The organism is Mycolicibacterium palauense, assembly GCF_002592005.1.
GTDB classification, from domain to species: domain Bacteria; phylum Actinomycetota; class Actinomycetes; order Mycobacteriales; family Mycobacteriaceae; genus Mycobacterium; species Mycobacterium palauense.
In genome coordinates this window covers 13,493-30,312 of sequence record NZ_NVQF01000044.1, presented here as the reverse complement: position 1 = coordinate 30,312, position 16,820 = coordinate 13,493, and the positions used below count along the sequence as shown (strand labels likewise).

Below are 16,820 nucleotides of genomic sequence, written 5' to 3'. Positions count from 1 at the left end.
ATGAGCTCAAACATCGCGATCGAGGTCATCAAAGAACATCGTGAACCCCGCGCCGGCCCGGACGTCCTCACGGTGGCTGCCGCGCAGCTCTCCGGGCCGTGGCTGGCACCGGCAGCCCGGCTGTCGCGCGCCATCGCGGCCGCGGAGGTCGCCGCCGCAGCTGGCGCGCAGCTGGTCGCCTACCCAGAAACCTACCTGTGTGGCTACCCGTTCTGGCTACCCAGGACCGACGGGGCGTCGTTCAACCACCCCGACCACAAGGACTGCTACGCCTACTACCTGGACACCGCCATCCACGTCGACGGGCCGCAGGTAGCCGAACTATGCACCGCAGCATCTGATCTCGGCATCACGATGGTGATCGGGGCATCCGAGCGCGGACACCGTCAGGGAGAGGGCACCATCTGGTGCACGCTGCTGACCATCGACCCGCGCATCGGCGTCGCCGGCCACCACCGCAAGCTCGTCCCCACCTACGACGAACGCCTGGTGTGGGCACACGGCGACGGCGCCGGACTGCGCACCCATCGCGTCGGCACCGCCACCGTCGGCAGCCTCAACTGCTGGGAGAACTGGATGCCGCAGGCGCGAACGGCGCTCTACAGCCAAGGCGAGACCGTGCACATCAGCGCGTGGCCCGGGTCGACCGAGCTGACCCGCGACATCACCCGCTTCGTCGCCGCCGAGGGCCGGCTGTTCAGCGTCGCCGTGTCCGGATTGATCACCGCGGACACGATCCCTGCCGACTTCCCGCTCGCCGAGCAATTGCGCAGCGCCTGCGACGACGTGATCTTCGACGGCGGCAGCGCCGTGGCCGGGCCCGACGGCGCCTGGCTGATACCCCCGGTCCCGAACGTCGAAGGGTTGTTGATCGCCGACCTGGACCCCGAGCAGGTCGCCCGGGAGCGATTGACCTTCGACCCCACGGGTCACTACGCGCGCCCCGATGTCCTACACACGACGGTCGACCGCAGCAGGCGAGCAGCGGTCACCTTCGACGACCCCTCCCCCGACCCAACCTGACAGCACCTACCAGCAGCGCAGCTATCCCACTCCTACCACTCACAAGGAGGCTCCATCATGTCCGCACGCATGTCCGCACGTCTTGCCAGCACCATTGCCATCGGCCTGCTGGCCGGCCTGTCCTGCCTGGTCACCGCCTACGTCATCACGGTGCCGATCTGGGTTCTGTTCATCTCCTGGGCTTCGTTCTTCGCCGCCGGCGGCGGCGTCACCGGCGCCAAACGCTCCCTGGTGATGTCACTGCTCGGCATCGCCAGCGCGACGGGCACTCTGCTGGCAATCGCCGCTCTCGGCGGCAGCCCCTGGGCGGTTGCCGGCTGCGTGGTGGTCGGCGCCGGACTCCTTGTCGTCATAGCCACCGACGACGTGCTCAGCTTCACCCCCGCCGGGTTCTTCGGATTCGCCTCCACCGTCGGCACGATCGCGGCCACCGGTCTGCCGATCACCTCGCCGGTATCGATTTCCCATCCGGTCGTGCTGGTCGTGACCGCCACCGTGCTGGGGATCCTGTTCGGGCTGGCATCGGAGTGGCTCGGAACGGCACTCACCTCAGATCGCAGCCCGGCCCTCACCGAGCAGTGAGCCCACACCACCAGCCGGGATCACCGATCCCGTCACAATGGCGGCCAAGTTATCGGCCGACGACGATCTGATTAGGACAAGACCGGATACAACAGCAGCGCAACACCTTTGGCACGCGGCACCCTGAGCAGCGGACATCTGATGGCTGGTACGTTCCGATTGAGGACCGGCCACGAGCTGACCCGCTCATGAGGTCATGGGGTACTTCGTCAACCCAAGAAACGCGGTTGAGAAGCGGGGGCTTCCGGGCGCGTTGGCGGAGATGTACGACTCGGAGACGAGGTGACGATCACGGACGTCGCTGCTACGAGGACCAGCACGGGCTGTGCAGTCGGGCGAACGAAGGGAAGCGGCATCAACCCCAGGCGGTTCACAGTCCCGCCCCGGGCCGTTTGCCGGCCCCGCCAGAATATTCGCGGCGTCCGCTATTCCGCTGAGCGAAAATAGGGCTCGACCGTGCCGCTGAGCTTGACGACCATGGGATTTCCGCGGCGATCCTTCGCGGTTGGGACTTCAACACGCACCCAACCCTCGGCCACGTTGTACTCGTGAACGTTGGTTTTCTCGACGCCGTTGAAGCGAATACCCACGTCGCGGCTGAGCACCTCTTCGCTATAGAAGGCGCTGCGCGGATCGATGGAGAGGTGATTCGGGGGAACGCCGGTGTTCTGATCGTCGGACATGATGGCCTTCGTTTAATGCTGCGTCAGGTGGTCGGATTGCTCCTCGAAGAATCTACGCGACCCTGCAGTAGCGGGAGGAGCGGAGGTCTCGGCGAACGCAGTAACTTAACCGGGTAAGGGGTTGGACCGACAGTCGAGAACTCTCCCCGCGGAGCCGCCTGTGGATACCCGTGCCTTGGTCGCAGCCGCTCTGGAAGTTCTCGAGCGGGATAAGTCTTGTTATCTCACTCCGATGTCCAAAATGACATGCGATGACAGTCCGTTTGAGAGATGACACGGATTTTGAGATTCGACAACAGTGCAGCGTCCTACCGCGCCATGTTCGTGAACCGGGACAGATGCAGCTGATGAGCCACGGTGACGGTACGGGTGGGTCCGGCACGGTGCTTGGCGATGATCAGGTCGGCCTCGCCGCCGCGCGGGTCGTCGCTTTCGAAGGCGTCCGGCCGATGCAGCAGGATCACCATGTCTGCGTCCTGCTCGATCGACCCCGATTCGCGCAGGTCGGCCAGCATCGGCTTCTTGTCGGTGCGCTGCTCCGGACCGCGGTTCAGCTGGCTCATCGCGACCACCGGCACCTCCAGCTCCTTGGCCAGAAGCTTGATCTGGCGGGAGAATTCGGAGACCTCCTGCTGGCGTGACTCGACCTTCTTACCGGAGGTCATCAGCTGCAGGTAGTCGAGCACGATGAGCCGCAGCCCCGCCTTCTGGTGCAGCCGGCGGGCCTTCGCCCGGATCTCCATCATCGTCAGGTTCGGCGAGTCGTCGATGTAGAGGGGCGCCTCGCTGATCTCGCTCATCCGGCGCGCCAGGCGCGTCCAGTCGTCGTCGCTCATCCGGCCTGAACGCATGTCGGCGAGCTTGATCTTGGCCTCCGCCGACAGCAGCCGCATCACGATCTCGGACTTGCTCATCTCCAGCGAGAATACGATGCTGGGCATCCGGTTCTTGATCGAGCACGACCGCAAGAAATCCAGGCCCAGCGTCGATTTCCCCATACCGGGCCGCGCCGCGACGACGATCATCTGCCCCGCGTGCAGCCCGTTGGTGAGCTCGTCGAGTTCGGTGAACCCGGTGGGCACCCCGCGGGCGATCCCGCCGTTGGAGGCGATCGCGTCGATCTCATCCATCGTGGGCTGCAGCAGGCCCTCCAGCGCGACGAAGTCCTCGGCGGTGCGCCGCTCGGTGACGTCGTAGATCTCGGCCTGGGCGCGGTCGACGATCTCGGTGACATCGGCGCCCTCGGCGCCCGCGTAGCCGTACTGCACGACCCGGGTGCCCGCCTCCACCAGGCGGCGCAGCAGCGCCTTCTCCGCGACGATGCCGGCGTAGTAGCCGGCGTTGGCGGCGGTGGGCACCGTGGAGATCAGGGTGTGCAGATAGGGCGCTCCGCCGATGCGCTTGAGCAGCCCGCGCCGGTCCAGCTCGGCGGCCACGGTGACCGCGTCGGCCGGCTCACCGCGGCCGTACAGGTCGAGGATGGCGTCATAGACGCTCTGGTGGGCCGGCCGGTAGAAGTCGCCGGGCCGCAGCTTCTCCAGGACGTCGGCGATGGCGTCCTTGCTCAGCAGCATGCCCCCGAGCACCGACTGTTCGGCGGCCATGTCCTGCGGCGGCTGGCGCCCGAAGTCCTCATTGGGCGGAGGTGCATCCATCCCCGGCTGCCCGCGATCGTCAACGACGGCCATTCGGCGTCCATACCCCCTCACCACTATTGTCGAACAGTCGTTCGATGTCCTTGCGCCGAAGCGTACGGAGCCGCTCCGACATGCCCTGCCTGATCCCCTGCCCGACCCCCGGCCCGATGCCAGCTGCCGCATCGCGCCGGGATGACGGTAGACGTTGCTGGGCCCGTCGCCAACTGGGCCTGTAGATCAACTTGTGGAAGGCATGTGGATATCTGTGTGCGGCGATGTTGGCGCACTGGGGAAAACCTGTGGACAACTGCCGACTTTCCGGGCGTCACTGCTGATAAACGCACGATAAACGGCTACTACCACTGTGGATGGGAAACTCGTCGGCGTGTCGGGTCGGGTTGCCGCCTCGGGCGTGTTGTGTTGCCGGCGATTGTGCGGCGGGTTAACAAACCGTAATTTTCGCTGCATTCACTACTGCAAAGTAGGTTCGCCAGCGCAGACAGCAAAACCCCGGTGGTCGCCACGTCGGGCTCCCACCGGGGTTCTTGCTCACGTCGACGCCCTCCGGGCGACGACTGATGCTATTCGTTCAGGTGTTCGGGCTGTCCGCTCCGGACCTGATCCGCGGACTACTCGGCGACGACGTCCACCGAGACGGTCGCCACGACATCGTGGTGCAGCCGCACCTCGACCGGATGCGTGCCCGTCGACTTGATGTGCGCCTTGGGCAGATGCACGATCCGCTTGTCCAGATTCGGGCCGCCGGCCTTGCGGATGGCCGAGACGATGCCGGCCGCGGTGACGGAGCCGAACAGCTTGCCCGAGTCGCCGGCGGTCTTCACCGGCAGCGGCACCGGCCCCAGCGCGTCGATGGCGGCCTTGATCTCCTGGGCGTGCTCGAGGTCGCGAACCGTCTTGACCTCCTGGGCCCGGCGGATCTCGTCGGCCTGACGCTGCGCGCCGCGGGTGGCCACGATGGCCAGGCCGCGCGGCAGCAGGTAGTTGCGGCCGTAGCCGTCCTTGACCTCGACGGCGTCTCCGGCCGAACCCAGCTTGTCGACCTCAGCGGTGAGAATGAGTTTCATCGGTTGTTCCTCCCGTCCCTCAGCGCGTGCTCGAGGTGAACGGCAGCAGGGCGACCTCACGGGCGTTCTTCACCGCCACGGCGACGTCGCGCTGGTGCTGCACGCAGTTACCGGTCACGCGGCGGGCGCGGATCTTGCCCCGCTCGCTGATGTAGGTGCGCAGCAGTGCGGTGTCCTTGTAGTCGATGATCTGCCCCTTGCCCTTCTTGGAGCAGAACACGCACTTGCGCGTCTTGACGGGCTTCTCCGGCGCAGGGCGCCGCTTGTTGGCCTTGGCCATGGTGTGTCTTTCTCTCTCTTACTTCTTGACGAATGTTCGTGTGTCAGAAGGGGGGCTCGTCGTCGCTGCCACCGAAGGACCCCGAAGCCGGGGCGCTGCCCCACGGGTCCTCCGCCGGAGCGCTGCCGCCGCCACCGCCGGCACCGCCGGACGGGCGGGAGCCACCGCCGCCGCCACCACCACCGAAGCCGCCGCCACCGCCACCGCGGCTGATCTTGTTGACCTTGGCGGTGGCATACCGCAGCGACGGGCCGATCTCGTCGACCTCGACCTCGACGACGGTGCGCTTCTCCCCTTCGCGGGTCTCGAAGGAGCGCTGCTTGAGCCGGCCGGTCACGATCACTCGTGCCCCGCGGGTCAGGCTCTCCGCGACGTTCTCGGCGGCCTCCCGCCAGATGTTGCACCGCAGGAACAGCGCCTCGCCGTCCTTCCACTCCCCGCTCTGCCGGTCGTAGATGCGAGGTGTGGACGCGACCGTGAAATTGGCCACGGCCGCGCCGGACGGGGTGAAGCGCAGTTCCGGGTCGGCGGTCAGATTGCCGACGACGGTGATGGTGGTGTCACCAGCAGCCACGGGAGGTCCTCCTGAGGAATAGGCGGTGTGCTCGATTCAGCGTTCGCAGGCGAGCCTACGGAAGCACGCTGACGTGCAGGCCCCATCTGGCGATTAGTGGATCAGTGCTTGTCGGTCCGCATCACCTTGGTGCGCAGCACCGACTCGTTCAGGCCGAGCTGACGGTCGAGCTCGGACACCGTGGCGGGAGCGGCCTTCACGTCGACGACGGCGTAGATGCCCTCGGCGTGCTTGGCGATCTCGTAGGCCAGCCGGCGCCGGCCCCAGATGTCGACCTTCTCGACAGTGCCACCGTCATTGCGGATGACGTTGAGAAACGTCTCCAGCGACGGGGCTACGGTGCGCTCGTCAAGTGTGGGGTCAAGGATGACCATGATTTCGTATGGACGCATGGGAACCTCATCACCTCCTATGGTCGTCGCGGCCACGGCGTGTTCCGTGGCAGGAGGGTCGCCTGCGTCGGCAACCGGGCCAGGTTACAGGAAAACCCTCTGATCAGGAAAATCGCGCACCCCGGGTGACCGTTTCGGGTCGAGTCCGCACGGTGGCGGGGATATCTTGGCCAGGTGCTGCCGCCCGGCTCGACGATCGCGGGTTACCGCGTCCGACGGGTGCTGGGCAGCGGCCGGATGGGCACCGTGTACCTGGTGCGCAGCCCCGACCTGGCCCGCGACGAGGCACTGAAGGTGCTCAGCGGCGACCTGGGCCACGACCCCGAGTTCCGCGCCCGCTTTCTGCGGGAGGCCGAGGTGGCCGCGGGGCTCAACCACCCCAACATCGTCGCCGTGCACCGCCGCGGCTCGACCCCCGACGGTCAGCTGTGGATCGCGATGCAGTTCGTCGACGGCACCAACGCCGACATCGCCCAGCGCAGCGGCCGGATGACCCCGGAACGCGCCGTGCACATCATCGGCGAGATCGCCGAGGCGCTCGACTACGCACACCGCCACCACGTGGTGCACCGCGACGTCAAACCGGCCAACATCCTGCTCTCCGGTCCTGCGGGCCCCTCCGAGCACGCGCTGCTCGCCGATTTCGGCATCGCCCGGGCTCTCGGGCACGCCGAGCTGACCACCGCCGGTCAGGTCCTGACCACCGTGGCCTATGCCGCCCCGGAGGTCCTGGCCGGTCAGCCGGTCGACGGGCAGGCCGATCTGTATTCGCTGGGCTGCACCCTGTTTCGCCTGTTGACCGGCCGGGTCCCGTTCCCCGGCGACGGCGGGATGGCCGCGACGGTCGGCGCGCATCTGCATCAGGCACCGCCGCGGGTCACCGACCTCGTCCCGACGCTGCCCCCGGCCCTCGACGACGTCATCGCCAAGGCCCTGGCCAAGGACCCCGCCCAGCGCTACCCCACCGGGGCGGCACTGGCGGGCGCCGCCGCCGAGGCAGTACTGGCGGGCGCCGCCGGGACCCTCCGCGCCCCGGCCGCGCCGGCGGTCGAACCCCCGGCGCCGCCCGCCTCCCCGGCCGTCCGACGCCGGCTGGCGTGGGTCGCCGGTGCGCTGGCAGCCCTGGTGGCCGTCACCCTGGGCGTGGTGGTGTTGCGCTCGGGCGGCTCCGACACGGCTACTCCCCCAACCGAGCCCACCGCGACGTCACCGCCGATCGTCGCCGACTCCGGGCTGGACCCGCTGCTGCTGTCCGAGCCCAACATCAGCGCCATCATGGGCACCCCGATGCAGCTGGGCGCCTCGGCCGGCAAGCTCATCGACTACGCCGGCCTGATCCGGGAGGACCAGTGCGGTAGCGCCTACGGGCCGCTGGCGCGTTCCGTCTACGCCGGATCCGGCTACCTCGGCGTCCGGGCCCGCGGCTACCGCACGGTGGAGGCCAGGCCCGCGCAGGGTCCGGCCTCGGCACAGCAGGCCGTCGTCGCCTACCCGTCGCCGGCCGCCGCCGACGACATCGTCGACCGCCAGCTCGCCGACTGGCGTGGGTGCGCCGGCCGAACCGTGACCAGAAGGGTGCCCGCCGAGGACCCCAACGCCCGGGTCACCTTCGGCACGGTCGACACCACCGACACCGACGTCAACGTGGTGACGCAGCGGGTGGGCGCCGGGGGTTTCGTCTGTGCGCGCGGGCTCACCGCGCGCAACAACGTCGTCGTCGACGTGCTGGTGTGCCGGATGAACGACGCCACCCGGCAGGCCCTCGACATCGCCCACGACATCGTCGCCCGGATCGGCTGACCACCGCGCGCGGATACCGCACGCGGTGTCAGTCCCCCGGAGGCGCCGCCGGGACTCCCGCCGGCCGAACCGCCTCCCCGCCATGGGCCGCCCCCGGCGCCACGCCATAGGCCGCCCCCGGCGCCGCGCCCGCAAGCGCCCGGGGCCGCAGCCGGTTCGGCAACCAGGAGGGCGGCGCATCGGGCGCCCGGTCGAACGGCCCGCCGGCCGGGTCGTCGAGGCGGCCTTGCCAGCGCACCAGATCCGTACCGGGCCGGTAGATCTGGCGCAGCACCAGCACGCACAACGCCACCACGGCGATGTCGCGCACCAGCACGGTGGTGGTGAACCACTCCTGGGGCAGACCCATGTTCTGCTCGCCGTAGAGGTACTGCATCCGCGGTATCCACACCAGCGCGTCGATGGTCATCCACGCCAGCAGCACCCGCCGATGCGGCAGCGCCAGCACCGCCAGCGGCACCAGCCACAGCGAGAACTGCGGGCTCCACACCTTGTTGGTGAGCAGGAACGCGGCCACCACCAGGAAAGCCAACTGGGCGATCCGGGGGCGCTGCGGTGCCGTGAGTGCGACGTAGCCGATGCCGGCCAGACACACCACGAACAGCACCGCCACCACGGTGTTGAGGATCACCGGCGGCTCCCACAGGCCCAGGCCGGTGTCGAAACCCGGCCAGCCGGTGAAGGACCGCACGACGTTGTACAGCGAATCCATGTCGTCGCCGCGGCGGGTGTTGAGCCGGAAGAACTCCGACCAGCCGCGCGGGAACAGCACCATGATGGGCAGGTTGACCACCAGCCAGGCCAGCACCGCAGCGATGCCGGTCCGCAGCGCCTCGGCCCACCGCCCGGTCCGCAGCGCCAGCAGCGCGATGGGTACCAGCAGCAGCACCGGATACAGCTTGGCGGCCACCCCCAGGCCGATGAGCACGCCGGCCAGCACCGGTCTTCGGCGCGCCCAGGCCAGCAGCCCGCCCATGGCGAACGCGGTGGCCAACGCGTCGAAATTGGTGAAGATCTGGAAGATCAGGATCGGTGACCCGGCCACCAGGGCCGCGTCCCAGATCCGCCGGCCGGCCAGGGTCGCCGCGGCCCACACGGTCAGCATCCAGGCCAGCGCCAGGCCGAGCGCGGAGATGTTGAAGAACATCACCACCTCGGCGACCACCGGCATGGCGATCGTCTTGGTCAGCGCGGTGTAGGTCTTGGCCAGCGCCATCGAGACGTACTGATAGAGCCCGGTGAGCACCGGATACTCCATGTATCGCACCGCCGGTCGGCCGTTGTACTGCACCTGCGGGGTGCCGGCGTCGTCGGTCTCCACCCAGCTCGACTTGTAGGGGAACTTGCCCTGGCTCAACAGCTCCGCGCCGTAGAGCGGCACGGTGTCGGAGTAGCACATCGCGAAGTAGGCGCGCTGCTGGCCCCAGTTGGCGACCTTCTGGTCGGCGGTGCCGGTGCCGACGGTCTGCAGGCAGGCCGATTTCGTCGTCCAGCCCAGGGCCATGAACACCAGGGCGATGATCAGCATCACCCGCAGCGGGGTCAGGAACCGCTGCCGGCCGATGAGGGCGTGCCGGCCGACCGGTCCACCGATCACCCCCGACAGGGCCGCCCCCAGTTCGTCGTTGCGGCTGGGCAGGTCCCGGTCGTCGGCGCTGCGCAGGTCGGTGGCCACCGGCGCCGGCGACACCGTCACCGGGTCCGGATTCGAGCCACCGGCCTCAGGGTCGCCCCATGTCACGGCACGGGCGCCGGGACGGCGTTGGGATCACCCGGTGGCGGCGCGGCGTTCGGGTCGCCGCCCGGCGGCGGCGGTGGCGGCGGCGGGGCACCCGGCGGCGCCTGGATCGTCGTCGGCGGCCCGATGGGGATGGTGATGCCCGGGGCCACCTCGATGCTGGGCTGGATGACCGTGCCCGGCGGCGGCCCGGGCGGCTCGGTGGGGGTCGGCTCCGGCGGTGGTGGCGGCGGGGCGGGCACACCCGCGTAGCCGCCGACCTCGGTGGGCTTGGGGAACGACTCGTTGTCGGTGCCCTCCAGCGCGCCGTCCATCGTGGCCTTCCAGATGTCCGACGGCAGCCCGGAGCCGTACACCGGCCCGCCCCATTCGTTCTGCAGCGGCTTGGTGCCGTCGGTGGTGCCCACCCACACCGCGGTCGACAGCGACGGCGTGTAGCCCACCATCCAGGCGTCGCGGTTGTCGCCGGTGTCACCGAGCTGAACGGTGCCCGTCTTGGCCGCCGAGGGCCGGCCCCCGGCCAGGTTGTGCCCGCGCGACCAACCGGCGATCGGCTGCATCGCGGCGGTGACGTTGTCGGCGACCGCCTTCTCGATGCGCTGCTCGCCGCTGTCGTCCTGGGTGCTGGCGTCGAAGAGCACCTGGCCGTCGGAGTTGACCACCTTCTGCACGAAGTGCGGGGCGTGGTAGACCCCGGAGTCGGCCAGCGTGGCATACGCCGAGGCCATGTCGATGACCCGGGTCTGGTACTGGCCCAGCACGATCCCGTTGTTGGGCGGACCGCCCTTGCCGTCCTCGCTGAGGGTGTGGTCCACCCCCGGGAAACTCTCGGCGATCCCGGCGCGGTGGGCGGCGTCGGCGACATCGGCGGGCCCGTTCTTGAGCTTCAGCATCAGCCGGTAGTAGCTGGTGTTCAGCGACATCTTCAGCGCCTGGGCGATGTTGCAGGTGCCGCAGCCCTCGCCCCCGACGTTGGTGATCTTGATGCCGTTGACGGTCACCGGCGAGCTGTCCACCTGGTATCCCAGACCCATGCCTTGTTCCAGGGCGGCCACCAGCGCGAACACCTTGAACGAGGATCCGGTCGGCAGTCCGGCCTGAGCGAAGTCGAAGCCGTTGGCGTCCGAGCCGCCGTAGTAGGCCTTGACCCCTCCGGTCTTGGGGTCGATGGACACCACCGCCGCACGCGTGTCCGGGTCCTCGCCGTCCAGGTACTCCGAGACGGCGTCCTGGGCGGCCTGCTGGGCCTGCGGGTCGATGGTCGTGGTGACCTGCAATCCCTCGGTGTTCAGCTGCTGTTCGCTGATGTTGAACAGCTCCAGCAGTTCCTTGATGACCTGGCGCTGGATCAGCCCGTCGGGGCCGGTGGTCTGGTTGGCGTCGCGGGCCTGGTCCGGCGGCACCGTCGCCGGGAAGACCTCCTGGGAGCGGTCCTGCGGCGACAGGGTGCCCATCTCGACCATCCCGTCGAGCACCCAGTTCCAGCGCCGGTCGGCACCCTCGGGGTCGACGGCGGGATCCAGCGTCGACGGGCGCTGGATGAGCGCCGCCAGCAGCGCCCCCTCGGCGACGGTGAGTTCCTCGACCGGTTTGTCGAAGTACGCCCTGGACGCCGCGGCGATGCCGTAGGCCCCGCGGCCGAAATAGATGATGTTCAGGTAGGACTCCATCACCTGGTCCTTGGACCACTGCCGCGACATCTTCGTGGAGATGACGAGTTCCTTGGCCTTGCGCACGAGCCCGCCGATACCGGTGCGCTGGTCGCCCACCAGGGCGTTCTTGACGTACTGCTGGGTGATGGTGGAGCCGCCCTGGGTGTCGCCGCCGAACAGGTTGTTCTTCAGCGCGCGGGCGAAACCGGTCAGCGAGAACCCGGGGTTGGAGTAGAAGTCGCGGTCTTCGGCGGCCATCACCGCGTTGCGCACATGCACCGGGATCTGGTCGATGCTGACGTCGACGCGGTTGCCCTCCGGCGGGACGATCTTGGCGATCTCGGTGCCGTCGGAGGCCAGGATCGTCGACACCTGGTTGGTGCGGATGTCCCCGGGCTTGGGCACGTCGACGATGAAGTAGGCCATCGCGAACGTGACGATCGGCAGCACCAGCAGGAGCACGGCCGCCAGCGCGGTCCCGCGCCGGACCCACCGCCAGTTGATGGCGGGCGTCCGCCGGGGCGGCCGGCCACCGGATGCGCCGCCGCCGCCACCTCCACCGCCGCCCGGCGGCGGGGGTCCCGACGGCGGACGGGGCGGGGGCGCCCCGTCCAGGGCCGCCTTGACGACGTCGATGGGGTCGCGCAGCCGCGGGTCGATCTGTTCGCGCACCGGCGGCAGGATCGCCGTGGGTCGGCCGTCGGGAGCGACGGGCCGGCGCGCACCGGTCCCGTGGCGCGGCCCCTCACCGGGTCGCGCCGCCGGCGCGGCGGGCGGTCTCTGGGCGGGCATCCGGGTGGTCTCGCCGGTGGAGCCCGGAGCGTCCGATCGGGCGTGGCGCGGCGCCGGGGCACCGTCGGACGCCGGCCCGTGCGGGCTGTCGGCGGCCGACCGGTTCTGGCGCTCGTCGCTATTCACTGGCCGTGCGCGCGCCCTTGCGCGCGGTCTGTGCGCGCCGGCCGCGCGTCGGTCCCTTGCGGGGCCGCGGCGTGCCGAGCACATAGGACTTGACCAGGTGATTCCAGCTGCAGGTCCGGCATACCTCCACCACATGTACCGAGAACTCGTCGAAGCGGGTGGCCAGCAGGACGAGTTCCTCTGCCGTGCGCGCCGATCCGGAGACGGCGCCCAGGTGGTCGCCGAACACCCACGACACCAGGGTCAGCTGCTCTTTGCGGCAGATCGGGCAGGGCACCGAACTCTGCTTGCCGTGGAACTTCGCGGCGCGCAGCAGGTAGGGATTGGCGTCGCAGACCTCGCTGACACCGGTGCGGCCCGAGTACACCTCGGCCAGCAGGGACCGGCGCCGCAGCGCATAGTCCACCACCTGTCTCTGCAGTCGCACGTTGACAAGAGTACGTCGGTGATCTGAGCGCGGAGGCGCGACGGGCCACGCGCCGCGTTCCGGCGAACGGTTCTGCCAGCCGAATCGACTCCTGAATCGGCTGGGGATCGACCCCTGGATCGAGCGCCGAAGCGGCGCCGGAGTCCGCACTACTCCCGGAACCGAGTCCGTACCGAGACTGTCGTCCCGTGGCGGCGGGTGCTCTCTTACGATCATCGCGTGGCGACGCGGCAGACGGCGGCTACCCGGGCGAAGGACAGCGACCGCAATGACACCTGCACGGTGCTCGACAGCGCGCTCGCCGACGGCCAGCTGTCCATGGAGGAACACCGGCAACGGGTGGCGGCCGCGACCCGTGCGGCCACGCTCGGGGAACTGCAGACGCTCGTCGCCGATCTGCAGACCACCAACGCCCCGGTCAAGCTGCCCACCCTGAAGTCACCGTCGCCGTTGCGGGCGGCCGGCGGCGGGTGGGGCATCCGGGCGGCGATCGCCGGCGTGCTGGTGGTGCTGGGCATCGCGATCGGCTGGGGCCTGTACGGCAACACACCGTCGCCGCTGAACTTCACCTCCGACCCCGGCGCCAAGCCGGACGGGATCGCCCCGGTGGTGCTGACCCCGCCGCGACAGCTGCACTCGCTGGGCGGGCTGACGGGTCTGCTGGAACAGATGCGCCAGAAGTTCGGCGACACCCTGGGCTACCGGTTGGTGGTCTACCCCGAGTACGCGTCGCTGGACCGTCCCGACCCCGCCGAGGACCGCCGCGAGCTCAGCTACACCTACCGCGGCGGGTGGGGCGACCCGACGAGCGCGCCGCGCAGCGAGAACGCCGTACCGGTGGACCTGAGCGCCTTCGACGCCAAGGCCGTCGTCGGGGTGCTGCGCGGGGCGCCGGAGACCCTGGGCATCAAGCCCGGCGACGTCACCAGCACCTATCTGATCTTCGACCCGAGCGGCGACCCGACCGCCCCCGGCACGCTGGACATCTCGGTGTACGTCTCCAGCGACTACGGCGGGGGCTCCATCGAGCTCGCCCCCGACGGCACGACGAAACGCATCAACTACCCATCCTGACGCCGCTGACCTGCGGTGTGCCCGGTCATCCGGCCGGCTCCGGCGGGGGCAACGGGCGGATGGCCACGGGGTGAAGTAGCGGTAAATATATCGGCGCGATACTATCGTGCGAGGTGTCGGACCGCCGTAACGGCTGTGCAATGAGGAGGTGTTTTCATGCTGGAGCTCGCGATTCTGGGCCTCCTGCTCGAATCACCGATGCACGGCTACGAACTGCGGAAGCGCCTGACGGGCCTGCTGGGAGCGTTTCGCGCGTTCTCCTACGGCTCGCTGTACCCGGCCCTGCGCCGGATGCAGGCCGACGGCCTCATCGTCGAGGACGCGGCCCCGGCGGGAACCCCGAAGCTGCGACGCGCCCGTCGCGTCTACCAGCTCACCGATGCCGGCCGCCAGCGCTTCGCCGAGCTGGTCGCCGACACCGGGCCGCAGAACTACACCGACGACGGGTTCGGTGTACACCTGGCCTTCTTCAACCGCACACCCGCCGAGGCGAGGATGCGGATTCTGGAGGGCCGCCGCCGCCAGGTGGAGGAACGCCGGGAAGGCCTGCGCGAGGCGATCGCACGGGCCAGCAGTTCGTTCGACCGCTACACCAAGCAGCTGCATCAGCTCGGTTTGGAGTCCAGCGAACGAGAAGTCAAGTGGCTCAACGAGCTGATCGCGGCCGAACGGGTGGCCCAGGGTCACCCCGAGCAGAGTTAGCCCGCCTGCTCGATCCGCGAGAGTCACGCCGCAGCACAGCAAGTAGCACAACAGCAGGCAGAACAACAGCAGGCAGCCAAGTAGAGGCAACAAGAGGGAAGTAAAAGGAGAGCCCCCCATGAGTGAGAACCACGCGACTGCGGCCAATATGGCATCCGGGGATGTGCGGGTCGCCATTGTCGGCGTCGGTAACTGTGCGTCCTCGCTGGTGCAGGGTGTGCAGTACTACCACGACGCCGACGAGAACGCCACGGTGCCGGGCCTGATGCACGTCAAGCTCGGCCCGTACCACGTCCGCGACGTTAAGTTCGTCGCCGCGTTCGACGTCGACGCCAAGAAGGTCGGCTTCGACCTGTCCGAGGCCATCTTCGCCTCGGAGAACAACACCATCAAGATCGCCGACGTGCCGCCCACCAACGTCACCGTGCAGCGCGGCCCGACCCTGGACGGCATCGGCAAGTACTACGCCGACACCATCGAGGTCTCCGACGCCGAGCCGGTCGACGTGGTCAAGGTGCTCAAGGACGCCGGCGTCGACGTGCTGGTCTCCTACCTCCCCGTGGGCTCCGAGGAGGCCGACAAGTTCTACGCCCAGTGCGCCATCGACGCCGGCGTGGCCTTCGTCAACGCGCTGCCGGTGTTCATCGCCTCCGACCCCGAGTGGGCCAAGAAGTTCACCGACGCCGGCGTGCCGATCGTCGGTGACGACATCAAGAGCCAGATCGGGGCGACCATCACCCACCGCGTGATGGCCAAGCTCTTCGAGGATCGCGGCGTGCAGCTGGACCGCACCATGCAGCTCAACGTCGGCGGCAACATGGACTTCCTGAACATGCTCGAGCGTGAGCGCCTGGAGAGCAAGAAGATCTCCAAGACCCAGGCCGTCACCTCGAACCTGCAGCGCGAGTTCAAGACCAAGGACGTGCACATCGGCCCGTCCGATCACGTCGGCTGGCTCGACGACCGCAAGTGGGCCTATGTCCGCCTGGAGGGCCGCGCCTTCGGCGATGTGCCGCTGAACCTGGAGTACAAGCTGGAGGTCTGGGACTCGCCGAACTCGGCCGGTGTCATCATCGACGCGGTGCGCGCGGCCAAGATCGCCAAGGACCGCGGCCTCGGCGGCCCGATCATCCCGGCCTCGGCCTACCTGATGAAGAGCCCGCCCAAGCAGCTGCCCGACGATGTCGCCCGCGCCCAGCTGGAGACCTTCATCGAGGGCTGACCTCACCGGAGCTGACTGCGGAAGTCTGCGCACAGACTGCGGCCACCGTGCATCCCGTCACGGTGGCCGCAGTCTCGTCGGTGGGCTCCCCGCGCCGGGCGGCGAGTAGGGTCCGCACTGTGAGCGCACCGGACTTCTCCGACGACCAACTGGTCGGACTCGACGAGTTCGCCCTGCTGCCCGAGAACGCCGAACAGGCCGGCGTCGAGCGGGTTCCACCCGTGCAACGCCTCGAGCGCGGGCCGATCAGCGCGCTGCGGTTCGGTGCCGGGCCACCGCGCGTGGTCTTCCTGCACGGCGGCGGCCAGAACGCCCACACCTGGGACACCGTCGTCCTCGGGCTCGGCGTGCCCGCCCTGGCGGTGGATCTGCCCGGCCACGGCCGCTCGGCCTGGCGGGAGGACGGCGACTACGGGCCCCGGCTCAACGCGCAGACGCTGGTGCCGGTCCTGCGGGAGCTGGCACCCGATGCCGAACTGGTGGTGGGCATGTCGCTGGGTGGGCTGACGGCGTTGCGGATCGCGGCCACCGCCCCCGAGCTGGTGCCGCGCCTGGTCCTGGTCGACGTCACACCCTCGGCACCCGAGCGGCACGAGCAGATGACCAAGGCTCAGCAGGGCGCGGTGGCGCTGGTGCGGGGCGAACGCAGCTTCCCCAGTTTTGCGGCCATCCTCGACGCCGCCGTGGCCGCGTCCCCGCACCGTGACCGGAAATCGTTGCGCCGCGGCGTCTTCCACAATTCCCGACGTCTCGACGACGGCACCTGGACCTGGCGTTACGACTCGTTCCGCAAGGCCGACGGGTTCGAGGGACTGTGGGACGACGTTCCCTCGATCACGATGCCCACCACGCTGGTACGCGGCGCCAACTCGTTCTTCGTCAACGACGAGGACGCCGGCGAATTCGCCCGGACCGCACCCGGTTTCCAGCGCGTGCACGTCGTCGCGGACTCCGGTCACTCGGTGCAGAGCGACCAGCCCGACGCACTCGTGGCGATCCTGCGCGGCGTGCTCGACGGCTGAGGACGCCAC

Annotated in this window: 16 protein-coding genes; 7 read left to right on the top strand and 9 right to left on the bottom strand. The window is 69.1% G+C overall.

What is annotated here, in order from left to right; genetic code table 11:
- Together CSR00_RS17605 and CSR00_RS17600 are read left to right on the top strand one after the other, a co-directional pair.
- Positions 1 to 1,023 (top strand): carbon-nitrogen hydrolase family protein, encoded by a 1,023-nt coding sequence (locus CSR00_RS17605; RefSeq protein WP_245906181.1) that lies wholly within the window; start codon positions 1 to 3, stop codon positions 1,021 to 1,023.
- A 57-nt stretch (positions 1,024 to 1,080) separates the two neighbouring features.
- Complete coding sequence (locus tag CSR00_RS17600) at positions 1,081 to 1,605, top strand: DUF1097 domain-containing protein (RefSeq protein ID WP_245906178.1); 525 nt, start codon at positions 1,081 to 1,083, stop codon at positions 1,603 to 1,605.
- Between the two features lie 425 nt (positions 1,606 to 2,030).
- Here CSR00_RS17600 and CSR00_RS17595 read toward each other — a convergent pair whose 3' ends face one another.
- The 6 genes from CSR00_RS17595 to rpsF form a co-directional block, all read right to left on the bottom strand.
- The gene (locus tag CSR00_RS17595; protein ID WP_099023714.1) at positions 2,031 to 2,288 is read right to left on the bottom strand and encodes a DUF3297 family protein; all 258 of its coding nucleotides are present in this window, start codon (positions 2,286 to 2,288) and stop codon (positions 2,031 to 2,033) included.
- A gap of 308 nt (positions 2,289 to 2,596) precedes the next feature.
- On the bottom strand, positions 2,597 to 3,976 hold the full coding sequence (dnaB, locus tag CSR00_RS17590; RefSeq protein ID WP_099023713.1) for a replicative DNA helicase: 1,380 nt from the start codon (positions 3,974 to 3,976) through the stop codon (positions 2,597 to 2,599).
- Positions 3,977 to 4,554: 578 nt separating this feature from the next.
- Positions 4,555 to 5,010, bottom strand: coding sequence for a 50S ribosomal protein L9 (rplI, locus tag CSR00_RS17585; RefSeq protein WP_099023712.1), 456 nt, complete (start codon positions 5,008 to 5,010; stop codon positions 4,555 to 4,557).
- A 19-nt stretch (positions 5,011 to 5,029) separates the two neighbouring features.
- Positions 5,030 to 5,290 (bottom strand): 30S ribosomal protein S18, encoded by a 261-nt coding sequence (gene rpsR, locus CSR00_RS17580; protein WP_099023711.1) that lies wholly within the window; start codon positions 5,288 to 5,290, stop codon positions 5,030 to 5,032.
- Positions 5,291 to 5,333: 43 nt separating this feature from the next.
- The gene (locus tag CSR00_RS17575) at positions 5,334 to 5,864 is read right to left on the bottom strand and encodes a single-stranded DNA-binding protein (RefSeq protein ID WP_099023710.1); all 531 of its coding nucleotides are present in this window, start codon (positions 5,862 to 5,864) and stop codon (positions 5,334 to 5,336) included.
- Positions 5,865 to 5,965: 101 nt separating this feature from the next.
- Positions 5,966 to 6,256, bottom strand: a complete 291-nt coding sequence (rpsF, locus tag CSR00_RS17570; protein ID WP_099023709.1) for a 30S ribosomal protein S6 — start codon at positions 6,254 to 6,256, stop codon at positions 5,966 to 5,968.
- A gap of 174 nt (positions 6,257 to 6,430) precedes the next feature.
- Between rpsF and CSR00_RS17565 the strand changes: the two genes are divergently transcribed.
- Positions 6,431 to 8,056: a serine/threonine-protein kinase PknH/PknJ gene (locus CSR00_RS17565; RefSeq protein ID WP_099023708.1), complete on the top strand. Its 1,626-nt coding sequence runs from the start codon at positions 6,431 to 6,433 to the stop codon at positions 8,054 to 8,056.
- Positions 8,057 to 8,084: 28 nt separating this feature from the next.
- Here CSR00_RS17565 and CSR00_RS17560 read toward each other — a convergent pair whose 3' ends face one another.
- The 3 genes from CSR00_RS17560 to CSR00_RS17550 are packed head-to-tail and all read right to left on the bottom strand — an operon-like array spanning position 8,085 to position 12,791.
- Entirely contained in the window at positions 8,085 to 9,746 is a 1,662-nt protein-coding gene (locus CSR00_RS17560; RefSeq protein ID WP_099023735.1) for a glycosyltransferase family 87 protein, read from the bottom strand.
- Between the two features lie 47 nt (positions 9,747 to 9,793).
- Positions 9,794 to 12,364 (bottom strand): transglycosylase domain-containing protein, encoded by a 2,571-nt coding sequence (locus CSR00_RS17555; RefSeq protein WP_176562126.1) that lies wholly within the window; start codon positions 12,362 to 12,364, stop codon positions 9,794 to 9,796.
- On the bottom strand, positions 12,357 to 12,791 hold the full coding sequence (locus CSR00_RS17550; protein ID WP_099023707.1) for a DUF5318 domain-containing protein: 435 nt from the start codon (positions 12,789 to 12,791) through the stop codon (positions 12,357 to 12,359). Before CSR00_RS17550 ends, CSR00_RS17555 begins: the two co-directional genes overlap by 8 nt.
- A gap of 219 nt (positions 12,792 to 13,010) precedes the next feature.
- Between CSR00_RS17550 and CSR00_RS17545 the strand changes: the two genes are divergently transcribed.
- From CSR00_RS17545 to CSR00_RS17530, 4 genes are all read left to right on the top strand, one after another.
- Positions 13,011 to 13,865, top strand: coding sequence for a DUF1707 SHOCT-like domain-containing protein (locus CSR00_RS17545; RefSeq protein ID WP_099023706.1), 855 nt, complete (start codon positions 13,011 to 13,013; stop codon positions 13,863 to 13,865).
- A 156-nt stretch (positions 13,866 to 14,021) separates the two neighbouring features.
- Positions 14,022 to 14,567 (top strand): PadR family transcriptional regulator, encoded by a 546-nt coding sequence (locus CSR00_RS17540; protein WP_099023705.1) that lies wholly within the window; start codon positions 14,022 to 14,024, stop codon positions 14,565 to 14,567.
- Positions 14,568 to 14,685: 118 nt separating this feature from the next.
- The gene (locus CSR00_RS17535) at positions 14,686 to 15,789 is read left to right on the top strand and encodes an inositol-3-phosphate synthase (RefSeq protein WP_099023704.1); all 1,104 of its coding nucleotides are present in this window, start codon (positions 14,686 to 14,688) and stop codon (positions 15,787 to 15,789) included.
- 119 nt (positions 15,790 to 15,908) lie between these two features.
- The gene (locus CSR00_RS17530) at positions 15,909 to 16,811 is read left to right on the top strand and encodes an Rv0045c family esterase (protein ID WP_099023703.1); all 903 of its coding nucleotides are present in this window, start codon (positions 15,909 to 15,911) and stop codon (positions 16,809 to 16,811) included.
- Positions 16,812 to 16,820: the final 9 nt, after the last annotated feature.

What these genes read in the sequence shown, in the direction of transcription:
- CSR00_RS17605 (WP_245906181.1), top strand. Translation starts at nt 1, where the DNA reads ATGAGCTCAAACATCGCGATCGAGGTCATCAAAGAACATCGTGAACCC.
- CSR00_RS17600 (WP_245906178.1), top strand. Translation starts at nt 1,081, where the DNA reads ATGTCCGCACGCATGTCCGCACGTCTTGCCAGCACCATTGCCATCGGC.
- CSR00_RS17595 (WP_099023714.1), bottom strand. Translation starts at nt 2,288, where the DNA reads ATGTCCGACGATCAGAACACCGGCGTTCCCCCGAATCACCTCTCCATC.
- dnaB (WP_099023713.1), bottom strand. Translation starts at nt 3,976, where the DNA reads ATGGCCGTCGTTGACGATCGCGGGCAGCCGGGGATGGATGCACCTCCG.
- rplI (WP_099023712.1), bottom strand. Translation starts at nt 5,010, where the DNA reads ATGAAACTCATTCTCACCGCTGAGGTCGACAAGCTGGGTTCGGCCGGA.
- rpsR (WP_099023711.1), bottom strand. Translation starts at nt 5,290, where the DNA reads ATGGCCAAGGCCAACAAGCGGCGCCCTGCGCCGGAGAAGCCCGTCAAG.
- rpsF (WP_099023709.1), bottom strand. Translation starts at nt 6,256, where the DNA reads ATGCGTCCATACGAAATCATGGTCATCCTTGACCCCACACTTGACGAG.
- CSR00_RS17540 (WP_099023705.1), top strand. Translation starts at nt 14,022, where the DNA reads ATGCTGGAGCTCGCGATTCTGGGCCTCCTGCTCGAATCACCGATGCAC.
- CSR00_RS17535 (WP_099023704.1), top strand. Translation starts at nt 14,686, where the DNA reads ATGAGTGAGAACCACGCGACTGCGGCCAATATGGCATCCGGGGATGTG.